Source organism: Cognatishimia activa, from assembly GCF_001458335.1.
Lineage (GTDB): Bacteria > Pseudomonadota > Alphaproteobacteria > Rhodobacterales > Rhodobacteraceae > Cognatishimia > Cognatishimia activa.
This window is the reverse complement of the sequence record NZ_CYTO01000002.1, coordinates 20633-42751: the sequence shown is the minus strand read 5'-3', so window position 1 is coordinate 42751 and position 22119 is coordinate 20633. Positions and strand designations below refer to the sequence as shown.

At 51.0% G+C, this 22119-nt stretch carries 16 protein-coding genes and 1 tRNA gene; 5 read left to right on the top strand and 12 right to left on the bottom strand.

What is annotated here, in order from left to right:
• Nucleotides 1–35 precede the first annotated feature (35 nt).
• Nucleotides 36–1955, top strand: coding sequence for an ABC transporter ATP-binding protein (locus tag TA5113_RS00325; protein WP_082625753.1), 1920 nt, complete (start codon nucleotides 36–38; stop codon nucleotides 1953–1955).
• A gap of 1 nt (nucleotide 1956) precedes the next feature.
• On the opposite strand, the gene TA5113_RS00320 is transcribed toward TA5113_RS00325, so the two are convergent.
• On the bottom strand, nucleotides 1957–2634 hold the full coding sequence (locus tag TA5113_RS00320; RefSeq protein WP_058313320.1) for a glycosyltransferase: 678 nt from the start codon (nucleotides 2632–2634) through the stop codon (nucleotides 1957–1959).
• Nucleotides 2635–2701: 67 nt separating this feature from the next.
• On the opposite strand from TA5113_RS00320, the gene ygfZ reads away from it, so the two are divergent.
• Nucleotides 2702–3451, top strand: a complete 750-nt coding sequence (ygfZ, locus tag TA5113_RS00315) for a CAF17-like 4Fe-4S cluster assembly/insertion protein YgfZ (RefSeq protein WP_058313289.1) — start codon at nucleotides 2702–2704, stop codon at nucleotides 3449–3451.
• A 2-nt stretch (nucleotides 3452–3453) separates the two neighbouring features.
• On the opposite strand, the gene TA5113_RS00310 is transcribed toward ygfZ, so the two are convergent.
• On the bottom strand, nucleotides 3454–3924 hold the full coding sequence (locus TA5113_RS00310) for a DM13 domain-containing protein (protein WP_058313288.1): 471 nt from the start codon (nucleotides 3922–3924) through the stop codon (nucleotides 3454–3456).
• Nucleotides 3925–4031: 107 nt separating this feature from the next.
• Nucleotides 4032–4595, bottom strand: coding sequence for an elongation factor P (gene efp, locus TA5113_RS00305; protein WP_058313287.1), 564 nt, complete (start codon nucleotides 4593–4595; stop codon nucleotides 4032–4034).
• A 204-nt stretch (nucleotides 4596–4799) separates the two neighbouring features.
• On the opposite strand from efp, the gene TA5113_RS00300 reads away from it, so the two are divergent.
• Nucleotides 4800–5120, top strand: a complete 321-nt coding sequence (locus tag TA5113_RS00300; protein ID WP_058313286.1) for a DUF6280 family protein — start codon at nucleotides 4800–4802, stop codon at nucleotides 5118–5120.
• Between the two features lie 55 nt (nucleotides 5121–5175).
• Here TA5113_RS00300 and TA5113_RS00295 read toward each other — a convergent pair whose 3' ends face one another.
• The 4 genes from TA5113_RS00295 to TA5113_RS00280 all read right to left on the bottom strand — a co-directional run bounded on the left by TA5113_RS00295 (nucleotide 5176) and on the right by TA5113_RS00280 (nucleotide 8889).
• Nucleotides 5176–5751, bottom strand: a complete 576-nt coding sequence (locus tag TA5113_RS00295) for a hypothetical protein (protein WP_058313285.1) — start codon at nucleotides 5749–5751, stop codon at nucleotides 5176–5178.
• Between the two features lie 11 nt (nucleotides 5752–5762).
• On the bottom strand, nucleotides 5763–6737 hold the full coding sequence (locus TA5113_RS00290) for a hypothetical protein (protein ID WP_058313284.1): 975 nt from the start codon (nucleotides 6735–6737) through the stop codon (nucleotides 5763–5765).
• A gap of 73 nt (nucleotides 6738–6810) precedes the next feature.
• Nucleotides 6811–8190, bottom strand: coding sequence for a TolC family outer membrane protein (locus tag TA5113_RS00285; RefSeq protein ID WP_058313283.1), 1380 nt, complete (start codon nucleotides 8188–8190; stop codon nucleotides 6811–6813).
• A 45-nt stretch (nucleotides 8191–8235) separates the two neighbouring features.
• Entirely contained in the window at nucleotides 8236–8889 is a 654-nt protein-coding gene (locus TA5113_RS00280; RefSeq protein WP_058313282.1) for a protein-L-isoaspartate O-methyltransferase family protein, read from the bottom strand.
• A gap of 141 nt (nucleotides 8890–9030) precedes the next feature.
• On the opposite strand from TA5113_RS00280, the gene TA5113_RS00275 reads away from it, so the two are divergent.
• Nucleotides 9031–9104, top strand: a tRNA-Cys gene (locus TA5113_RS00275).
• A 454-nt stretch (nucleotides 9105–9558) separates the two neighbouring features.
• Here the strand turns inward: TA5113_RS00275 and TA5113_RS00270 are convergent.
• The 4 genes from TA5113_RS00270 to TA5113_RS00255 are packed head-to-tail and all read right to left on the bottom strand — an operon-like array spanning nucleotide 9559 to nucleotide 16699.
• Nucleotides 9559–12675 carry a type I restriction endonuclease subunit R gene (locus TA5113_RS00270; protein ID WP_058313281.1) on the bottom strand — a complete coding sequence of 1039 codons (3117 nt, stop codon included), beginning with the start codon at nucleotides 12673–12675 and terminating at the stop codon, nucleotides 9559–9561.
• Nucleotides 12675–13709 carry an abortive infection family protein gene (locus TA5113_RS00265; RefSeq protein WP_058313280.1) on the bottom strand — a complete coding sequence of 345 codons (1035 nt, stop codon included), beginning with the start codon at nucleotides 13707–13709 and terminating at the stop codon, nucleotides 12675–12677. The genes TA5113_RS00270 and TA5113_RS00265 overlap by 1 nt, the downstream gene beginning before the upstream one ends.
• Nucleotides 13710–13713: 4 nt before the next feature.
• Entirely contained in the window at nucleotides 13714–15030 is a 1317-nt protein-coding gene (locus TA5113_RS00260; protein ID WP_058313279.1) for a restriction endonuclease subunit S, read from the bottom strand.
• Nucleotides 15020–16699 carry a class I SAM-dependent DNA methyltransferase gene (locus TA5113_RS00255; RefSeq protein ID WP_058316560.1) on the bottom strand — a complete coding sequence of 560 codons (1680 nt, stop codon included), beginning with the start codon at nucleotides 16697–16699 and terminating at the stop codon, nucleotides 15020–15022. The genes TA5113_RS00260 and TA5113_RS00255 overlap by 11 nt, the downstream gene beginning before the upstream one ends.
• A 502-nt stretch (nucleotides 16700–17201) precedes the next feature.
• Between TA5113_RS00255 and TA5113_RS00250 the strand changes: the two genes are divergently transcribed.
• Entirely contained in the window at nucleotides 17202–18296 is a 1095-nt protein-coding gene (locus tag TA5113_RS00250; RefSeq protein WP_058313277.1) for a hypothetical protein, read from the top strand.
• Nucleotides 18297–19196: 900 nt separating this feature from the next.
• On the opposite strand, the gene TA5113_RS00245 is transcribed toward TA5113_RS00250, so the two are convergent.
• Complete coding sequence (locus TA5113_RS00245) at nucleotides 19197–21497, bottom strand: virulence-associated E family protein (protein WP_058316559.1); 2301 nt, start codon at nucleotides 21495–21497, stop codon at nucleotides 19197–19199.
• Between the last annotated feature and the right edge of the window lie 622 nt (nucleotides 21498–22119).

The window sequence follows — 22119 nt, the reverse complement described above, 5'->3', positions numbered from 1 at the left end:
TTGAAGTCGGATCGCTGACCGAATAGAGTCACATAATGTCCAGCACGGGCAACAAAGAGGATTCTTATTCCGCCGTGTCACAAGAAACACCTTCCACTGAAAACCCGAACCCTGAGGACAGCCAAAAGCTGATCGCCTGGCTTTGGCGGAATTTCTTATCGAAATACATCGGTTTTCTGATTGCAGCCTTTGTCTTTATGAGCATCGAAGGCTCTATGCTGGGCGCGCTCAGCTACATGATGCAGCCGATGTTTGATGGGGTGTTTGTTGAAGGCAATTCGGACGCCTTGTGGTGGGTCGGTGTCGTTATCATGCTTGTCTTTGTGAGCCGAGCCGTTGCTGCGATGGCGCAGCGCGTGCTGCTTACATATATCTCACAAAAAACCGCCGCGGACCTTAGGACGCAGTTGCTAGATCGCTTAATGCGACAAGACAATAGTTTCCACCAAACACATCCGCCTGGCTATCTGATCCAGCGATTGCAAGCCGACGTTATGTCGATCAACAGCGTCTGGAACATCATCATCACTGGCGCGGGACGCGATGTAATCTCCCTCGTTGTCCTGATGATTGTCGCAATTAGTGTTGATTGGAAATGGACGCTTGTGGCCTGCATTGGCACGCCAATCTTGGTTCTTCCGTCCTTAATCGTACAGCGTTTCGTACGCAGCCGCGCTCGCGAAGCGCGTGATTTAGGCGCGCGCCTCGCGACCCGGCTGGACGAGATTTTTCATGGCATCGTTGCTGTGAAACTAAATCGCTTGGAAGATTACCAATCAAAGCAATATGGCGACCTCACCCAAACGCTGGTCCGCACCGAAGTGCGTGCAGCGGCAGGCACCGCTGCGATTCCCGGCCTAATCGACATTATGGCAGGCCTTGGGTTCCTAGGCGTCCTAATCTACGGCGGTGGAGAGATCATCTCGGGTGAAAAAACGATCGGTCAGTTTATGACCTTCTTCACCGCTTTGGGTTTCGCCTTTGAGCCATTACGTCGCCTGGGCGCTGTTAGCGGTCAATGGCAAGTGGCCGCAGCAAGTATTGAGAGATTAAAAGAGCTTCTGGAAGCCAAACCAAAACTCGTATCTCCACCGACCCCCAAGCCTGCCCCCAAAGACACAGGTGACATCGAACTCAAGGATGTTGCCCTGTCCTACGGCGAGACGGCCGTCCTAAATGGCACGAGCTTCACGGCCAAAGCAGGTCAGACCACGGCCATCGTCGGCGCATCAGGCGCGGGCAAATCCACGATTTTCAACGTGCTTACACGGTTGGTCGATCCTCAATCTGGTACGGTCACGATCGGCGACACGGCCATCAAAGACCTCGCACTGGAAGATCTACGCGACCAGTTTTCGGTCGTCTCTCAGGACGCCATGTTGTTTGACGAGACCTTGCGGGAGAACGTTCTGTTGGGGCGCGATAACGTCACCGAAAAAAACCTCATGTCTGCATTAGACGCGGCCCATGTCAGTGATTTCGTGAAGAAAATGCCCGATGGGCTCGATACCCATGTGGGCCCACGGGGCAGCGGTCTTTCGGGTGGTCAACGCCAACGGGTTGTGATTGCGCGGGCGCTGCTGCGAAACACGCCTATTCTCTTGCTAGATGAGGCGACGTCTGCGCTTGATGCCCAATCAGAAGTTCTGGTCCAAGAAGCGCTGGATAAACTCTCTAAAGACCATACAACACTGGTGATTGCCCACCGTCTGTCCACCGTGCGCGATGCGGATAAGATCGTTGTGATGGACAAAGGCCGTGTGGTCGAACAAGGCACACATGATGAGCTTCTGGCGAAAGAAGGAACTTACGCCGAGTTATATAACCTGCAATTTGCAAGCGATGGCCCGACCGCAGAAGAAGCGGCGAAAACGGCAACTCTGCCCGCTATCTCGCAGCCAAAAGCAGAGAAAGGCTTTTGGGCCAAGCTCTTTGGACGCCTACCAAGGCTTTGAATTAGCGCTGAAGTTTTGCGTTCGATTTCGCGCGATTTGGTCCAACCAAAAAGCGTAACAAGGACCATAGGCTGCGCCGCCCGCGACGGAACCAGCCATCGCGTTTGTAATGCACCGCGCTGACTTGAGCAGTATAACCCAGCGGCCTTAGTCGGCCCTTCAAGGCCCGCGCAATTGCGACGTCTTCCATGGAATTCATGTCGTGGTGACCGCCGATCTGATTGTATAGCGAAGCAGGCACCAACAGGCTTTGATCACCAAAGGGCAAACCGAAGAGCCGGGAACGCATATTGGCCCATGCGGACACAAGGCTCCCTGCGAAACCACCATTCACAAAGCTCAGACGACCATAGCCCGGCTCATTGTCCTTTAGATGCAGCTCAACGCTCTTTGACCATCCCGGTGCAAGCACAGTCCCCGGCAACAGGAACAACAACCATTTGCCCTTGGCGACTTCAGCGCCTCGTCGCAGCTGAGAGCCACGGATCGCCTCTCCCTGCAGAAACGTCGCTCCTGCATCTTCAGCAATCCTTTGGGTGGCATCTTTTGATCCGCCATCGCTGATAATGACCTCTCGGATCATCCCCAAAGGCAGGCCTTCCATGAGCGCAATCAATGTGTCTGACAGCTCATCCTCAGAATTCAACGTCGGTATGACGACGGAAATTGGCGCGCGCATCGCTTCCCCCTGTTGCACCGCTTGCGACTGTCTATATTAAGTTCTCAGAAAACAACAGGATTAAGCCATGAGCGACGCGCGCGGCCTTCTCATCATCACCGGAAACGACGCCCATGGTTTCTTACAAGGGCTGGTCACCAACAATGTCGATGGCATTGACAAAGGACTTGTCTATGCAGCGCTCCTGACGCCCCAAGGCAAATTCATGGCGGACTTTTTCCTGAGCAAACATGACAACGGCGTATTGCTGGACGCCTCAGCAGATCAAATCGAGATGCTAAAGATGCGCCTGACCATGTATAAGCTGCGCGCCGACGTACAAATCGACGTGCTGGACTTACATGTGCATCGCGGGCTTGGTGAAACACCGTCAGATGGATTTGCAGATCCCCGTTCAGAAACCCTTGGGTGGCGCGCCTATCGCGAAACACCGCAGTCAGACGACACAACTGATTGGACAGCGCTAAGGATCGCTGCGCTGGTGCCAGAAACCGGTGCAGAGCTCGATGATAACAGCTTCATACTAGAAATGGGCTTTGAGCGCTTAAAAGGCGTGGATTTCAAAAAAGGCTGTTATGTCGGCCAAGAGGTCACCGCCCGTATGAAACACAAAACAGAGCTGCGTAAGGGCTTGGTGCGCGTGCATGTTACCGGCGACGCCGAGCCCGGCACGCCAATCACCGCCGATGGTAAGCCGGCGGGCACGCTGCACAGCCGCTCGGGCAATCAGGCGCTCGCCTATTTGCGTTTTGACCGAGCCGGTGGAGAGCTAAAGGCTGGCGCCGCAACGATCACTTGGAACGGTGAAACCAAATAACGTTATTGGTACTTGGCCGCGGTAATGAACTCACCAAAACTCTCGCACCAGATCACCACAGTGTCATAGGCGTGGATATCGATCCCTGAGGGGATGTCGAGCAGAATACCGCCAAAGGTCTTCACATCGCCCACCAAAGCGGCCTCTGCTTTGACCGCGTTGAACTGTGCTTCATTTTCCACGAAGCTTTGGGTGAGATAGAGCTTGTAATCCGGCCCCGGCGCCAACGCGCCTTCATGGACAATCATCGTCGGGGTCAGGCTAATCATGCCCTCGCCCCAATGCAGGAAATCAGACCCATCCAGATCTCGGGTAAATGTACCAGTGAACGTGGCGGCCTCCGCTTGTTGCTCAAGCGTCGCGGCATCAGGATCAGCAGGGGCCGTCAGGATCGGAAGGAAGTAGATGCCGAGGCCAAAGCCAATTGCCAGAGCGATCCCATGGGTCACCAGAAAGCGTACAAATCGAAACATCCCAAATCCCTCTACCTGTGGTGATGCAAGTCTGATCCTAACCGGCCCACCCAAAAAGAAAAGCCGCTCCAAACGGAACGGCTTAACGCAAGAGTATTAGAGAAGGCTCACGCCCGCTCAGAATACTCCATTGCAATTGTGTCCACGATGATCATCTCATCTTGGCCCACAAAAGGCGGCACCATCACCTTCACACCATTATCCAAGATCGCTGGCTTGAAAGAGTTCGCAGCCGTCTGGCCCTTTACAACAGGCTCTGTCTCGACAATTTTGCAAGTGACCTTCTGAGGCACAGATGCATTCAGGGCTTCAGCATCGTAGAATTCCACAACGATGGTCATGCCATCTTGCAGGAATGGACGGCGGTCACCCAAGAGATCTGCCGCCACCTGAACCTGGTCATAAGTCTCGGTGTCCATGAAGATCAGCATGCCGTCATCTTCATAGAGGAACTGCATGTCTTTTTGTTCAAGGCGCACGCGCTCGACTTTGTCTGCAGAACGGAATCGTTCGTTCAGTTTAGAGCCGTTACGCAGGTTCTTCATCTCGACCTGAGCAAAGGCGCCGCCCTTGCCGGGCTTCACGTGGTCGACCTTTACCGCGGCCCACAGACCGTCGTTATGTTCCAGCACGTTGCCGGGGCGAATTTCGTTTCCGTTGATTTTTGGCATTGTGACAAAACCATGACAATAAGGTTGATCGGAGTGTTTGCAGACCTATATATCGCCTGTTGATAGGAGACAAGACGACCTATTTTGATGCAAGTTATGCGCTGTTTGCATAAAAGCTATGCGAAAACAGGGTACCCGAATCGAAAAAAATAGGTCATAAGCCCCCTCACGCCAAAAACACAAGAGCAATAAAAGGACGACGAGATGAAAGATTTCGTTGATGGCACGGCTTTTAATAACGAACAGGGCAACCGCGCTCGCAAACTATTTGCTGCGGTGGTCCTAGCCGCGTTGGACGATGCGATTGCTGACGACAAGAAGTACGGCAATGGCCCAGATCAAATCGCCCGTTGGGCACGCTCTCGCGATGGGCGCGAAGTGTTGTCTTGCGCGGGAATCGACCCAAACGAGCGGGTTGTATCCGGTCTGATGGACTTCGTCGGCAAAGGTGTTCGTACCTCTGTTGCGCTTTCCCGTGAGGAAAGCGAACGTCGCAACGCTGCGCAAGAAAGCGAAGCGGCGTAAGCCACTATTTGCTGCCATTTAGCAAAAAACGCGCGCTTCTACGGCGCGCGTTTTTTTATGCGAACATCCCAAAGAAACCGGGCAAGATCGCAACCCCTTCCATAATCAACAGGACCACAACAAGGACCGCTTTGCGCTGCACAAGTCTCTGCCACAGGATGGCTATCGCGCAGCCCAAGCATAATAAGAACTCAAGCGGGCCAATGATGCCCGCGTGATGGCGCGTGTCCCAATAACTCAGAGGACTTTCAAAAATCCAATTGGTCAAAGGCCAAAAATGCGCGCGCCCATCATCATGATGCAGCGGCAAATCCCCTAATAGATGCAGCAGTGCCGCACCGCAAAGGGCGATGCCCCACTCTTTCTTTTTCCAGATCGCGAGCGCTAGCAAAGCGCCCCAAACAAAGAAAGAGTTATCAACCGAAAAGATCGTTTGCCAAAGGTCGGAAAAATAGAGCTGCCCAAACACCACTGACGGCGGAATATCCAGAATGAACAGAGACGTGCTTGCCATCACATAGAGCGATAGATCCGGCAGCAAGCCGCCAACCAACGCGGCCGCGACAATTGTATTGGGTTTGTTGCGGGCAAATGCAGCCCAACCGATAAGGAGATGTGCAGGCGTGTTCACCCTGCCCCGCCTTAGCCGTCGTTAAAACTGCGCGCCGTCAAAGCGCGATTGATTTCACGACGCACGAGTTTGCGCACATTGCGCGTAATCCGCTCTCCTAAAGGACCTTGCAGCTCTTGACGCACAATCTCACCCACAAGCTCTCGCAGCATCTCTTCATCTAAGACCGCATCATATTGCTGGGCTTCAATTGTCTCATCTGCGGCATCAGCAGCAACAGAGACCTCTTCGACAACTTTCTCAGCAATATGATCGGCGATTGGGTCAACAGGTTCAGAGACCGGCTTAGAAGGCGCGACCTCGTCGGTCACTTCATGATCTTCCCAGTTCAATGCAGCGACCGGAGTACCCGCATTATCACCGTCTTCCGGCCCATCTGGGTCAAAGGCTTCACTACTTTCACCGCGAACGCTATGCCACTCTGACAAGCGCTCACCCTGAATTTCCCAAGGGCGCGGTTCTTCCTTGGCGATTGAAGGTGAATCACTCGTTTCTTGCGATGGCTCCGAACGCGCAGTCTCAAAGGTCAGTTCTTCTGGTACCGGGAACTGCAGCGTGTTCTCAATCGTCGACAAAGACGGATCTTCGACCGCATCGAGCTCTACCGGGGCTTCGTCAACGGCCTCAAATTCTTCGGCCTCAGAATTCTCATCAGAGTGCTCTACAGTGGAGCTCTTTTGCAAAAAGCTTGGCAGCGTCTCTCGCAGCGGCATGATGTCTTCCTGCACGCTTTGAGCAAACGCAGTGTTGGCAACAGGAGACGTTGTTTGGGGTCCTTGTTTTTCGACATCTTCAATTCGCAAAGAAGGTGTCAGTACAAGACGTTCAGACGCAGCCCGTTTTTCTTGCTTTTGGTCAGCTTTATCGGTGGCGTCAGCAACCGGATCCGCTTTCGGCTGGGCGGGCTCAGAATGGTTTTCAGAAACCAAACGACGAATCGAGGACAAAACATCCTCGATTTCAGCATTTTTAACAGGATCGGACATTGTTGATTACCACTCTACCTCGCCGATAAGTTTAGCGGCGAAGGGCGTAGCACACAACCGAAACGGTGAATTGTTATTGATTTTCAATCCGCCGCAGGATTTTGTCGAGCTGTTGGCCCTGTTTGCTCTTCATGGCAGGAGCATTTTTGACCTGATTGTAATAGGCTTCTGGATCGTATTTCTCGACTGCGAGGTTCAAGTTGTCGACGGTCAGTAGGCCCATTGACGAAAGCAAAGAATAGGCAGCTGTGAACTCGGCACTTTGAGCCGTGATCTCATTCGCTTTTGCGTCCAGCAGCTCTTGTTCCGCGTTGAGAACGTCAAGTGTTGTACGTGAACCAAGGCTAGCTTCCTCGCGCACACCGTCAAATGCCACTTGTGCCGCTTCAATCTGACGTCGGCTTGCTTCTCGCTGGGCGCGCGCAGCAAGTAACTGCGACCACGCGTTACCTACGGCGAGGCGAATATTGTGGCGTGTGGCGTGCAGGCTGGCTTTCTCGGCATCCCGCCGTGCAATCGCTTGGCGAGACAAGGACGCAATCCTGCCGCCTTGATAGATTGGGCCGCCTGTGGTGATGCTGACGCGTCCACCCAAAGAGTTCGCGTCTGTATCAAATGTATGCGACTGGGTCAGCCCGACATTTAGGTTCACGTCAGGGCGCAACGCAGTATCTGCTGCATTTGCTCCGATATCGGCTGCGGCAACACGGAACTGGGCTGCAATCATATCAGGATGGGTACGAACAGCGATGGCCTGCGCTGCATCCAGTGATCTCGCTGCTCGTGGCAGACGCGTAGGTTGCGACAGCGCATGAGGCTTCCGCCCGACCGCTGCTTCATAGGAAGCCTGAGACGCCATCAAATTGCCCTGCGCGACCGCGAGTTCGGCACGAGCCCCGGCGAGACGCGCCTGCGCCAATGCGACATCTGTGCGTGTCACTTCACCAACTTCAAACCGATCCTCGGCAGCACGCAGCTCTCGAGTGATAACACGCAAGTTGTTTTGGCGCAGAGAAACGATGCGTGCATCCCGACGCACGTTCATAAAAGCTTGTACCGCAGACAACAGAACCCTTTGCTCAACGGAAACAAGACCTTGGCGTGTCGCAAGCACCGTCTGCTCAAGGCGCGCTTTGTTGAGTTTTCTGGACCCATTGTCGATCAAGACCCAGCTTAGATCTAAACCGACATTAGCTGACGTCGTTGAGGAATTTGATGGATCAATCGTAAAGTTGTTGGCAACGCCCGCGGTCCAATTCAAAATCGGCCGCAAGGCTGCTGTGGCCTGTGCCACGTCCTCGTCGGCAGCGCGCAACAAGGCACGGTTCTGATCTATCAAGCCGCTATGCCCGTAGGCTCCAGCCATGGCATCTGCGAGTGTTTCAGCCTGCGCCATGAAACCGCTCGTCGAAAGTGCAACCACAGCCGTAAGAACCGCCCGTTTAATGCCCATCGTTATATCCCTTGCATCCAAAAAGCGGTGTTTTCACCGCATGTTTTATAGTTGAAACGCGTGGTCGCGTGTAAATCCTGCTAAAACCGGCGCGCCGGCATTGAAAACCGATCGCCATGTGACACCCGTCTCGGTCTTTAGACCAATGCGTACATCACCCAGATTTCCGTCCATGAACAAACATGCGATCCTTCCGCCCAATTTCAATTGGTCCGTCAAAATTTCCGGCACATTTTCCACGCCGCCTTGCACGAGAATGACGTCATAAGGTCCATGTTCCACGGCTCCCGCTGCAAGCGGCCCCTCATGCACATAGACATTGTCAATGTTCAATTCGTTCAAAACAGATTGCGCCTCGGAAGCCAGCTGCGGGTCTTCTTCTACCGCAATCACCGCTTCAGACATCTCTGCCAAAACCGCCGAGGAATATCCAAGTCCGCAGCCCACATCCAGAACCAATGCGCCCCTTTGAATATCCAACGCATCCAGCATCTTGGCGAGCGTCCGCGGCTCCAGCACCACGCGCCCCTCGCCCAAATCTATATTCTCTCCCATATATGCTGCGTCGCGAAGGTCCAGCGGCACGAAGGATTCGCGCGGCACTGAGAGCATTGCGGAGATAATTGGAAACTTGGTCACGTCAGAAGGGCGGACCTGCGTGTCCACCATAGCTGTGCGGCGAGAAGCGTAATCAGACATAACTAAACTCATTCGTTCAGATCCTGCTAAATCTGTCTTGCCACAATAAAAGTGGAACGGCAATGAAAAGGCCAAGATTTCAGTCGGTTCTCTCTTGCGGGCACAAATTAGATGCGATATTGCCGCTTTCACCACCACGGCGGCGAGTTGGCGGAGTGGTGACGCAGCGGATTGCAAATCCGTGTACACCGGTTCGATTCCGGTACTCGCCTCCACTTTCTGAATAAAATCAACAAGTTAAACGGCGCATAGGGATCAGAACCCCTATTGCCCCCAACTGTTGTTGTGATCGAATCCTAGCTGAATCTTTTTTTCGCAACACGGCCATTCAACAACTAAGTAGCAACAAGTCTGTCAGCTCAGTTGAAAATCTACTCATGTTATTAAAGAGGAAATAGCAATGAGCGGGGTGCTGGCGAGCGATTAAGTCCTGATGTGGAACTGTCACAATGGTGCCGAAGCTAGCGACCTCCGATCTGGCGCGCAAAGTGATGGACCGTTCGTCCCACAAGGAGCAACAGGAATTTCCCGAAGTCCGAAAGCGCTACTGAGACTTGCCGGTTTGGGGCAGAGGCTATTTCTTAACAATCAATGGTACAATCGTCAAAGTCGTCGCTGCAGTATTTAGACATTTACACCGCGACTCTACCGGCACCGGCCTGAAGTCGTTCAATTACTCCAGCTTTCGCTCAATGCCTCTGCCTGCTTCAAACACAACTCAACTGCTTCATCTGCCCGGTCAGGCGGATATCGCCACTTTCTTAATGCTCGGCGAACAAGATTTCGAAGTTTCGCCCTTACGCTGTCTCTAACTTGCCAATCTACCGTCGTGCTTTTCTTCAGTTGTGCGGTGACATGCTTTGCCAGTTCTCGAAGACTATTGTCTCCAAGTTCCTTCACAGCGGATTCATTTTGAATCAGCGCCCTGTAAAAGGCCACCTCATCAGAGTTTAGACCAGATTTTTCTGCTAATTCGGCATCCGCAGCCATGTCTTTCGCCATCTGGATCAACTCTTCGATCACTTGGGCCGTTTCAATTGCGCGGTTGTGATACTTGCGAAGCGTTTCCAGAATTCTGTCAGAGTATTTTTTCTCTGACACAACATCGGTTTTCATACGTGCCTTTACTTCATCTCGCAGCAAACGCTCCAGCAAGTCGATGGCTAGATTCTTTTCCTCAAGATTCGCCACATCTTCCATGAACTCAGGAGACAACAGTCCAATATTTGGCTTATCTAACCCGACCAAATTAAAAACATCATCGACACCGTCAGCTACAATTGCGTTGTCAATTATCTGCTTCAGCGCAGAATTTTTCTCTTCATCTGTTCGGCGCTTGTCGACCGTCGTAAATTTGGTAATCGCATTCTTAACCGCGCCAAGGAAAGCTATCTCCTTCTTGAGCGGGGCAACCTCATCCATAGTACTACACAGTGTATATGCCTTGCTGATAGCCGCCATGACATCGAGAAAACGCTTCTTGCCATCAAGTTTCTCATTGTCTCCCTGCGCACCCAAAATATGGTTCATCGCTCCGGGTAGTAATTGCAAGGCGTTGTGTTCAAACCCGCTGTAGTCAAAGCCGTGCAAAATGCCTCGAACAACATCCATCTTCTCTAACAAAACAGAACAGGCTTCGTGCGTGTCATGGGTAGGCCTGCCTTTACCGTTTGACCCAGTATAGGTTTTCAAAGCCTGCTTTAGTTCGTTGGCAATGCCAATATAGTCGACTACGAGCCCGCCGGGTTTGTCTTTGAACACTCGATTGACGCGAGCAATAGCTTGCATCAAATTATGCCCCTTCATCGGCTTATCAATATACATCGTATGACAGTTTGGCGCGTCAAAGCCTGTTAACCACATATCCCGCACGATCACTAGCTGCAGGGGGTCATTCACATCCTTAAAGCGTTTCTCAAACAGCTTCTTTGTTTCTTTGCTGTAAATATGTGGGCGCAGCTTGTCTTTGTCGGATGCGGAACCTGTCATTACAATTTTGATGGCTCCCCTTGTCGGATCCTCATCATGCCAATCTGGCTTAAGGGCAACGATTTCATCGTACATCTCCACGCAAATTTCGCGGCTCATACAAACAATCATGCCTTTTCCGGGCATGCTCGCTATGCGTTCTTCGAAATGTTGGACTAGGTCTTTTCCGACTTCCGCAACTCTTGGTTCGCTACCAACAAGTTTTTCCAGAGCAGACCACTGTGATTTTGTCTTTTCACGCGTCGAAACGTCTTCCTCATCTTCGATGACCTCGTCCACGTCATCGTTAAGTGCCTCAATCTCCGCCTCATTAATATTCAACTTGGCCAAACGTGATTCATAGAAGATAGGAACTGTTGCGCCATCATCGACAGCATCCTGAATATCATAAACGGAGACATAATCGCCAAAGACTGCACGCGTGTCTTTGTCCCCTGTGTCAATCGGCGTCCCTGTAAACCCAATGAAAGAAGCCCTCGGCAATGCGTCTCGCATATACTTCGAATATCCAAACGTATACTTGCCTGTCTTAGGGTTAAACTTGGCTTTATCTCCGTATTGACTACGGTGAGCTTCATCACTCACTATGACAATGTTCTTTCGCTCGCTTAATATCGGGTGCGCTGTTTCGCTGTTTTCCAACGCAAACTTTTGAACGGTCGTAAAAATGATCCCCCCAGACTGGCGCGAAGCAAGCATTTCTCGTAACTCATCGCGGTCACCAGCTTGCACGGGAGATTGCTTCAGCGTCTCGGCCGCCATGCCAAAAGTATCATGAAGCTGTCCGTCCAGATCATTGCGATCTGTCACCACGACAATCGTCGGGTTATTCATGCTCGGCTGCGCCAGCAGCTTCCCCGCGTAGCACACCATAGAAATCGATTTACCCGATCCCTGAGTGTGCCAAACCACCCCGGCCTTACCAGCCATTTCGCCCTGAGCCTTGGTTGCCGAAACAGTGGCATCAACCGCCGCGCGGACGGCGTGGAACTGATGATATCCGGCGATTTTCTTGATCGTAACGCCATTGTCTTGCTCAAACAGAACAAAGTGGCGAATGTAATCCAGCAGCAATTCAGGTTGGAAAAACCCTTTCAAAAGCGTTTCCAACGCATATTCAAACGGTGGTCTATCTTTTTCATGGGCGACCGTGCGCCACGCCATGAAACGCTCTTTGTTCGCCGTCAACGACCCAACACGTGCATGCAAACCATCGCTAATCACCAAAGCCTCGTTAAAGGTGAATAGATCAGGGATTTCTTCTTTGTAGGTCCTCAGTTGTTGGTATGCAGACCAAATATCTGCGTTGCTGTCAGCAGGATTTTTCAACTCCAACACTGAGATCGGCAAACCATTGATAAACACGATCACATCCGGGCGGCGGTTCCCCTTCGTGCCCACGATCGTATACTGATTGACCACAAGGAACTGATTGTTCCCCACCCTGTCAAAATCGATCAAACGCACATAGTCGGTTTTCTCGTCACCGGAAGCGTCCTTAAAGGTGACCTTTACCCCTTCGAGCAGCGACTGATGAAATGCCTTGTTGTTCTTGATCAAAATCGGCGTTTCAGGTTTTTCAACCTGTAGCACGACTTGCTCCAATGTCTCCGGCGGAATTTGCGGATTGATGACCTCAAGACGGTTCAACAATCGATCATGCAGGACTATCTGTCGATAGTCAGTGCGCTCTGGAGTAGGTCCGTCTGGGGCAATGTCGTACCCACAGATATAGTCGTATCCAATGGATTGGAACCAATCGAGGCAAAGCTGTTCTAGTTGATCTTCAGTTATCACTAATACGCCCCCTCACTCGGAAAATGTTTTCTGGCTTTTCCGATGATTATGTCGATTGCTTCATCGATATAATGTTCAGTAAATGCTTTTTTTATGAGCGTGCGTTTCAGCTGAATTCTAAACTTCGCGATCAATGAATCCCGGCTCTGCCAATCTACCCCCGCTCGGTTCACAGCATAATCTTGAGCGAACTCAGCAATTTTGATCCTGTCATCATCTGAAATCGCATTCCCAACCTCTTCATTTATGACCAATGCTGCGGCGATATCCGAAACTGGATCCACTACGGGTTCGGCGGCTAATTCCTCTACCGGTAGCTCGGCATCGTTAATCTCTGACTCCTGTTCCGCCACCAAAGCCATTTCTACGCCAGCGTCTTCTTCTTCAGTTTGCACATACTGCAACAACATTGCTCGATAGGTATCGACATCATAGGTAAAGAGGAAAACACTAAATGGTATATCTTCAGCCCGGTTCACGGGAATTTCTATCGGATCGTTTTGACTATCTAACCAATCGTTAAAGACAGCGTAGTCGGTGTAGAAGATTCTATGCGCCACTTCAGGATCGTTAAGGTTCTTATGTTTCCGGAACAAGAATCCTCCCATTCCATCAACAATATGGGCGATCATTTCAGCTTCCGGCATTTGTATTGGGTTCTCATAGTACCCATCATCCCCGTGCGATGCCGCCCCGTAAGCGTTCCTCAATTCACCTACATTGTGAACAATAGAGCTGGTGAGCCTCTTGAGGATTTCGTTGGCGGCACCCTCATTGTTCAGGGTGATTTCTTTACGCACTTCACTATAGAGAGCGGAAAACGTACCTGAAAAATTTGGTTCAGCCTGCCTATCTGTCAAAATCGTTTTGAAAATGCTCTCTAGTAGAGATTTCGCAGTATCCAAAGTCAGCGCGGGATCATTGGAACCCACTGCTTGCTCGAGGCGGCTCTTTTGCTCCAGCAGGTGGATTGCGTTTTCAGCCCCTCCAATTGCCTTGGTGCAATTTTGCAAAATAAAAGCTGTATCGCTCATAGTCTCAAACTGCCTCACTCAAAGTAATTTCACCGGAAAGCAGTCTTGGCAGCAAGGTATCGCGTATTTCAGACAGCGTTTTCGTTTCACGCAAATTTTCGGTGATCTGATTGTAGAAATATCTGACTACCTGCGTGTACTCGCTAATCAAGTCAGCATCAGGCACAATCACTGGGATGATTTTAAAGTTCTTCTTGCTGATTTCAGCAAATGTGGTGCCGCTGGCACGTTGCTTAATATCGTCCATTATAGACTCGGCCCATTGGACAACAAATTCAGGTGACAAGGCCCCTTCACAAGTCATCGCGATGTAGCCTTGATTGATCGCGACAGGAATTTTAGAAATTGCCAGATAGCCAACAGGAGCGCGAGAAGACATTAGCACTGTGTCTGCTGGTAATAATCCCGAGCTGATTTTGTCAAGTCCTGCCTGTGTGATTTTCCGTGCTGTCTCTAACAAAATCTTGTCTGTAAGATTCGACATGTCCTTGGGAGATGTCCAATGAATATGCCCCCCCTCCCAAAACTCCTCGTTCTTGGTGCTCGGCGTCCCACCGCCAGCAATCGAGACTTCGTTGCCAATCTCACTCAACTGCCACCCTTCCGGTATTTCGCCAAGTTCGGCCGCAACGAGAGTATCAGGGAAAAGATCGGCGGTTGTGGTTAGGGAATTGATCTGTTCGGGAGAGAGCGTGTCGAGTTGGTCGACAGTTTTGCCTGCGATGGCGGCCATGGCGGCGCGGGTGGGGTCTTGGCCGTTCTCGCGGGCTTTGATCTTCGCACGGGTGGGTTCAAAATCCACAAACCAGCTCTTAAACACCGCCTGCGCCATCTCCTCCAACGTTTGGTTGGTTTGGCGGTTGAGTTCAATCTTATCCTGCAGCGACCAAAGGATATGCGCGCACTTTTCTTGCTCTTGAAAAGATGGAAGCTGCACCTCGTACGCGTCTAAAATTTTCTTTGTCAGAAATTTTGTAGCTGTTCCTACAGACATTTGTTGAAGCTCAGAGGTGACATGTTTAATTCTAAAATAGAGCCACCGAACACTTACTTTAGTTTTATCTTTTGGCGTAAGAACATACGTTCTCTGGTATGCATTGAACTTGCCTTGGTAATACTTGATCGGAAATACACCATTTGCGTTGTTGCCCGCCAATAAGACAGCTTCATCGTCAAAGGCAAATGTATTGATAGCTAAAGTCGTCGGAGAGCACGTAAAAAAGGGGTATTTACCATGTTCTTCTGCCGCGTTTGAATCTAGCCGACCAGTTTGGAAATCGACAATTTCTGATAGAGATCTTACTGGCCAATCAGCACTCATAACCCAACCCCGCCAAATTCTGTTTGATCTCCGCTTCCAGGCGGTCGCTTTCCTCAAGCTGCCCTTTTAACTGTGCGGTCAGCCGCGCCATTTTCTCGGCAAAGGGTTCGCTGTCTTCTTCAACGCCTGCCGCGCCGACATAGCGACCGGGGGTGAGGACGTGATCGTGTTTTTGGATTTCCGCCAGCTCAACTGATTTCACAAGGCCTGCGACATCAGTGTAGCCTTCGCCCATTTGCCAATAGTGAAAGGCGTCGGTTACTTGGCTTAGGTCATCCGTGGAAAAATCCCGCAGAACGCGGTCTTTCATGTAGCCTAGGTTTCGCGCATCAATAAACAGAACCTCGCCCTTGCGATCCCGCAGTTTGCGGCCAGCGGCTGTCGTGCGTGTGCCTTTGTTCTTGGTCAGGAACCATATGCAGGCTGGAATTTGCGTGTTGGTGAACAGCTGCCCCGGCAGGGCGACCATGCATTCGACCAGGTCTTCTTCGATCAGCTTTTTGCGAATGGCCCCTTCATTATTGGTGTTAGAGCTCATCGAGCCATTGGCCAGCAACAAGCCCATCGAACCATTAGGCGCGAGGTGGTAGAGCATATGTTGCAGCCAAGCGAAGTTGGCATTGCCTGAGGGCGGCGTCCCGTATTTCCAACGCGGGTCATTCTCGCTGACGCCTGTGTCCCATTCCTTCATGTTGAAGGGCGGATTGGCCATAACGTAATCAGCGCGCAGATCGGGGTGTTGGTTGTTGGTGTATGTGCTGGCGGGTTCTTTACCGAAGTTAAAATCAATCCCGCGAATGGCCATGTTCATCGCAGCGAGTTGCCATGTGGTGTGGTTATATTCCTGCCCGTAAATCGAAACATCACCAATGCGGCCTTTGTGGGCATTAATGAAATGCTCTGACTGAACGAAGAAACCGCCCGACCCCATGGCGGGATCGTAAACACGGCCTTTGAAGGGCTCTAACATTTGCACGATCAGGGTAACGATGGATTTAGGCGTATAGAACTGTCCGCCTTTCTTGCCTTCTGCCAAGGCGAATTGCCCCAGCATATATTCGTAGACATGGCCGAGAATATCCTGCGAATTCAAGCTGGCGTGTTTGAAGGGGATTGTCGCGACAAGGTCGATCAGTTCGCCCAGCTTGACTTGGTCGATTTGCAGGCGGGTGTAGAGCTTATTGAGAACGCCTTTAAGCTTTGGGGTGTCCGCTTCGATCTTCTCCAGGGCGTTGTCGATGAGATGGCCAACAGAGCTAAACTTTTTCGTATTGCCATCAGGGAGCGTAAGTTCCGCACCACCAATGACGGCTTTATTGTTGTCCTGTAGGAATTTCCACCGGGCGGCAGCGGGAACCCAGAAAACGTTCACTTCCGCATAGTAGTCGCGCTGTTCGAGCTCTCCTGCAATCTCCGTTGCGTATTCGTCGGAGTCAGCTCCACCATAATCCGCTGGATCTAGGTAATAGTCATTCTCAGCGTCAGTAAATTGCGCGATCAGCTCATCTTGGCGAATTTTGAAGGAATCCGAGACGTATTTGAGAAAAACGAGGCCTAGAACGGTGTGCTTGTACTGTGCAGCATCCAAGGTGGAGCGGAGCTTATCGGCGGCGTTCCATAGCTTTTTCTCTAGGCTGGAAAGGAATTGTTGTTCTTCTTCGTTTGTCATTTTTCGCCTTCAATACGGCCTTTGCGCCGCTAAACTTCAATAATTGCGCTCTTTTCACCAAAAGTGCTCAAATCGCCATTGTATTCAATCACACAACCTCCCGTTCGGGTCGATCCGTTTGTGAATGTCATTCGGATGCAATGAACAGGATTTGGGGTTCAAAATTTTCGGCCTGTCTACCCCCATTTTCACAGAATCTGCCCGTCAAATCAACAGCTTCGAAAACACACATGGTAGCTTTAAACGCTTTCGATCTCCCAGTATCCGGGCTAGGTTGCGCTCAGGATTGGCAAACAGAGCCAATCTCGGGGCGTAGTAACCTCACCGCAAGCGGTCGGTGTCGACCGTAATGACACCTCCTCGAACCCTATGGTCGGGGAGGCACTGGCGTATGTCCAGGGCTCCGGCCTAAAGGCCAGCGCGGTCGTCTTGCGGCGACTTACTAACTCCCCGGCTGCCAGAGGTAACTCTGGTGGCCGATTTCGTTAGTTGAGGAGCCATTATGAGCAACGCAGATTTGAAGAAACAGGGAACAACCGTATTCGGTGCATTTGTGCGTTCCCAGATATTGATTTTGGAACTCATCGCCTTTGGTTTTGTCCTGTATCTGCTCCAGCAGATGAATGTCAGTGCGCAAATCCTCATTGCAACGGCATTACTGGGTGTTTTCACCTTCACTCTGATTACAGGCAGAGGATTCCCACACTTTCGCCATCGCGGCAAAGCCCTTCTGTTTCTGATGGTAGCTTGTTTTTTCTTAGCACAAGGCGCGGTGGTTTTTGACGAGCAGCGAGAAGCCCGCTGGACGTTGCTACGGCAAACTGATCCTGATGCGTTCTTGGCAGAACTGGCATCTGTAGACGAAAACCGCTGGATGGAGGAGCTGCGCGAACTTCGGCCAAGCGAATTTGAGGACGAGATCGCACGGCGCGAGGCAGAAGCGGAAGCGCAACAGCAGGAAGCCGCGCGACGTGCAAAAGCGGAAGCAGCAGAGTTGCGAGCGGCTGAGGCCCTTGCTGTGAAGAAAGCGGAGCGTTTGATCGCCAGTTCCGACGATCTCGACCAACATCGCACAGCATTTACGCGCGCAGCGATAACACTTGTCGACAATCGCACCTGCACCGACGCGGAATTTATCGAAAATGGCGGCTGGGTAAGATCAACGTCTTTTGGCTCAAGGCCAATCTATTTCATGTATTGCGGGGGATCGACTGTTGCGAACCGCCAATATTTGGACGCTGCAACCGGCGCGATTTTTCGCGGAACGGAGGTCACGCAAACTGTGGATCCCAACACCCACATATCTGACGCCGAAGCCAATCGGCTTGCCGAATGCACCGATCAGAAAATCTCCCGAGCCTACGTCATGATCCAAAGCGACGTGCGAAGATCGCTGCGCTCACCATCAACGGCTGAATTTCCCGGGAGATATGGAATTGGAACAAGACACTTAGGCAATTGCATCTATCAGGTTGTCGGCCATTTCGATGCCCAGAATGGGTTTGGCGCGATAATACGAGGTACATTCACCGGCACGACTGAGTATTTCCCCGAGAGCGGTAGTTGGCAGACACTGACCTTGGATGTGCGGGGGTAAACCCAAAAGGCACCGCCACATGTCCGCAAGCATCCGCTGGCGTCACCCATGATGCATACTATTGTGTTGGCCAACCTAATACCCAACATCGCCCAGCGCGGCTTAAAACTGTATCGAACGTAGGCCAAAAATTATTACCTGTAACTGTAACCGTGGTTGAACAGCAGCAAAATAGGGGTAATTATGCCCCGCCTGCACTGGCAAAATGATTGCGTTGTTGGGCACGGATAGCAAGTAACACCACCCGCACCCATATTCTAAGAAGTCTGGCGGCCAAGGCATGAGTCTCGACATCGCGAAAACATCATTGAACAAAGATCAACTCGACATCAATTTAATCAAAGGAAGCCGAGCTGATGCACATTCCGCGGGCCAGCGGTACTCATCGATGACGATTGGACTGGTCCGAAGCAGCCGAACTCAACTTGTCAGAGCCCTTTGAGTTGTTAGAACCAAATGATTTTGTAGGCTCTCCTGAACCGCCTCGAACACAGAACGATTTTTGGCCCTCTTTGAAGATCTTGAACAGTACCGCGACACATTCATGCAAGCGGCAACTAGACTAATGGACGACGGGATATGCACTGAAACTGACTTCATCGAAAAACGGCGGTTGGGTCAGATCGCGCAAGTTTGAAACGTGCCCCGTCTACTATATGTACTGCGGCGGTGTGACTATTACCCATCGCTAGATCTGGACGCCACTTCAGGCGAAGTCTTCCAGTAACTCGCTCTATTTTTCATATCGCAAGATTAACCAAGCCCACCAGAGATTTGTAACTTATAACTGTATTTATAGGTAAAAAGAAAAGGCTGTGCGTACCAAGCAAGCAAGCCACTAGGCAGGAAGTTTTACAAAGGGTGCGGGTTACAAAATACGTTTCCCGTACCCCAATGTACCTAGAATGGTATGTCCTGCGGGGTGATTTGACCCTGCTGATAAGAACCAATAGGCTGCTCTAGGATAACTACCCCGCTTGGTAGTCGGATAGCCCGAATTTCAGATTTTTTCTCAGCTGAGTCTCCATTCGTAAAACCATTTCTTGTGCGCTTGTCAGCACCAGAAAGATCGTGAAGTCGAAAGCTTTGCGCTTGCCACCCCAAGGCTGTCATCGCAGCGTGAATGCGACTAGCGATATTTGATGATACTTTCGCGGTTGGGAGATTGAGTAACAGTTTAATGCTATCCATCGAAACTGAACCGGTACGTTCTGCGAAATGGTCGCTTAGAACCTCTGCAATCTGATCCTCAACCATACGTTTATTTTGGAGCACCCCTGCGCTATCCCATAAATGCTCAGACAGCGAAATAGACTCACCTTTCTGCTCTCGAACCACGGCTTCTGCCCAAAGCTGATCAACGTCAGATGCAAATCCAGCCAGGTCGATCTCACCAAGTCGTACAGGCCAAATGCGCCGGTTGCCCGTTAGGTCTCTCAGATAAGACTCCTCGTTGGTCGTACCGATAATTACACAATGGCGTTTGAACGATACGGCATTCCGAGCATAGGCGGGTCGATAAGCATCAGCGGACGTGCTCAAAAACTTTTTAAGATTCTGGCTGGTTGTCATGTTCAAACCATCCATTTCTTGACACTCAACGATCCAAGCACGAGACAACAATTCTGCCTTAGTTTTGTCATCGCTCCGCAAGTCCAAACTTGCACAAAACCACTCGCTTTGAACCGCAAGCAATGCAGCAATTTGTGACTTACCAGCACCTTGAGCACCTTCAAAAACCAACATTGTGTCAAACTTCACCCCCGGTTGCTTGATACGACGAACACCGGCGATAAAAAATTTACTTCCAAACTCCCGATTAAGCTCTGAGTTTTCTGCGCCGCAATAGCGGACCAACCAGTCATCAATGCGCGGTGTGCCATCCCAAACTAGCTCGTTGAAATAGTTTATAACCGGGTGGTATTTATTCTCATGTGCTAGCGATAGAAGTTCTCTACGTATTGCCGCAGGAGTGGCAGTAAAGCCCTTCTCCCGTGCGAACGTGCTGCATAATATCTCGACAATATCGTTCAGATCACGTCCGTCGAGTTGATAGCCAGTCACTTCGTCTGTTTGGTTAAACAAGTTGCGACGGGCAGCGATACCATACTGTACAAATGCAAAACGGATATTGTCTGGCGCGTTTGAAATTGGGCTGCCCTGATCGGATTTGACGGGCCAGCCCTCGCGTTGTAATTCAAGCAAAGCATAAGCGCGTTCAATTTGACGATAGCCATATTTCTCTGGATTTGAGTTTTCCAATACGTGGGCGCTGATACCAAAGGCGGGATCGGTTAAGATCGCTAAAACATGCCCCGGAGCCACATCGTTACCAAGCATCCAAATTGTTGCTGCAATTACCAACTCAGAACGGGATTGGTAGTTACCGCCATCTGGGTTATTACCGGTCATGATGACTTCAGCCCATTTATGGTCCGGTGGAATTATCGAATTAATGTCATCAGGCAGCGGGATTTTATCAAATTCTGGCAAACTCTTAGTTGCTTCTAAAGCCGCCGTATTTTGTTGTGAAATGTGTTTAACACGGCGCATTTTAAATTCGTCGTCCGAAAACGAAACGGGTGACTCTTTGAGATTCACTGGGTGCAATGGATGGGCTAGCTTCGGAACCCGACCATCCGCACGCTTTTTGTCGTTTAGCCAGTTTGTGGTCCATGGCAGGCGCAGCAAACGACTAACATCATGTGTCCCAGCGCCACCTTGAAAAGCTAACAAAAGGGAGTAATTCAAATCCTCTGCTTGGTAAGGCTCCATTGGCTCATTCAATCGCCAAACTGCCTGGAAGCCACCGCCTGTGAACCAAATAGCAGTCGGATGAGGAACCCCTCGGGGGCGCTTTGGCTCATCCAACAACATCGACAGGATTCTGTCTTCTTGCTCAACCTCGGTGCCCGGATAGTCCTTGCTATCAAGATCGACATGTAGAAATCGCACCGCGCTTATGTTTTCTTTGCTCCGTTTGCCATCGAGGAACTCAGCATTTGAAACAAAATAGATATTGTTGCGCTGGAGGTCATCATTAAAGCTTTGGACGAAGCGGATCGCAGACACCCCGTCATTCCCTTTGAACAACTCATGTTTGGGATAGGCACTGCCCTGGCTGTTCATACGCTCCAAATAAAGCGGAGCACTAGGATTGAGCCAATTGGCAAATTCAACAGCCTTCAGCGGGTCTGGCATTAAACTAACCGGCATGACACGGCACCTCCAGCTGACTACTCATGAACTGAAAAATGAACTTCGGGTTAGTCTTCGATGTGTACCTACTATGTGAGGGTAAATTTGTGTGCGCCACGTGGGCAAGTTTTGCATTTTCGAACTTAGCGTTTGCATATGCAACACATGGATTAATTTGATAGCAATCAGCCATAGTCATCTCCGAGCTGAACAACCCTGTTGCACTTGCAACAAGGTGTTGAGTGGGTGACTACGGTCCGTGGGTCATACGTTTCTTTAAGGGGCCTCCCAACCGTCTCGGCCCCGCCGTCCTACTACCGGCCTCTCACCGGCCCTGCGCTTGTCGTTACGCTCTTGGGACAAATCTCTTGTAGGCACTGTCAGTTTAGCACACACCGGTTTCCGCTCAAGTACAAATCAGCATTTTTTCATATTTTTCAATTAATTAAACCAAATTTCGCGCGCGCACGAAGCAGGGCCCGCGAGACCATCAGTTAAATATATCTGGCGATCTCCGAGTATGTAGTTTCGAAAAGTGTTCGGGGATTCCATCTGAACCGGTGGCGAGGGAACCGTTGTGTCACCCTCTCCCGGTCATGGGGGCGGGTCACCTACCTGAAAGTTA

Bases quoted from the DNA above. Each gene is read 5' to 3' on its own strand.
- TA5113_RS00325 (WP_082625753.1), top strand. From the start codon at position 36: ATGTCCAGCACGGGCAACAAAGAGGATTCTTATTCCGCCGTGTCACAA.
- TA5113_RS00320 (WP_058313320.1), bottom strand. From the start codon at position 2,634: ATGCGCGCGCCAATTTCCGTCGTCATACCGACGTTGAATTCTGAGGAT.
- ygfZ (WP_058313289.1), top strand. From the start codon at position 2,702: ATGAGCGACGCGCGCGGCCTTCTCATCATCACCGGAAACGACGCCCAT.
- TA5113_RS00310 (WP_058313288.1), bottom strand. From the start codon at position 3,924: ATGTTTCGATTTGTACGCTTTCTGGTGACCCATGGGATCGCTCTGGCA.
- efp (WP_058313287.1), bottom strand. From the start codon at position 4,595: ATGCCAAAAATCAACGGAAACGAAATTCGCCCCGGCAACGTGCTGGAA.
- TA5113_RS00300 (WP_058313286.1), top strand. From the start codon at position 4,800: ATGAAAGATTTCGTTGATGGCACGGCTTTTAATAACGAACAGGGCAAC.
- TA5113_RS00290 (WP_058313284.1), bottom strand. From the start codon at position 6,737: ATGTCCGATCCTGTTAAAAATGCTGAAATCGAGGATGTTTTGTCCTCG.
- TA5113_RS00285 (WP_058313283.1), bottom strand. From the start codon at position 8,190: ATGGGCATTAAACGGGCGGTTCTTACGGCTGTGGTTGCACTTTCGACG.
- TA5113_RS00280 (WP_058313282.1), bottom strand. From the start codon at position 8,889: ATGTCTGATTACGCTTCTCGCCGCACAGCTATGGTGGACACGCAGGTC.
- TA5113_RS00265 (WP_058313280.1), bottom strand. From the start codon at position 13,709: ATGAGCGATACAGCTTTTATTTTGCAAAATTGCACCAAGGCAATTGGA.
- TA5113_RS00260 (WP_058313279.1), bottom strand. From the start codon at position 15,030: ATGAGTGCTGATTGGCCAGTAAGATCTCTATCAGAAATTGTCGATTTC.
- TA5113_RS00255 (WP_058316560.1), bottom strand. From the start codon at position 16,699: ATGACAAACGAAGAAGAACAACAATTCCTTTCCAGCCTAGAGAAAAAG.
- TA5113_RS00250 (WP_058313277.1), top strand. From the start codon at position 17,202: ATGAGCAACGCAGATTTGAAGAAACAGGGAACAACCGTATTCGGTGCA.
- TA5113_RS00245 (WP_058316559.1), bottom strand. From the start codon at position 21,497: ATGCCAGACCCGCTGAAGGCTGTTGAATTTGCCAATTGGCTCAATCCT.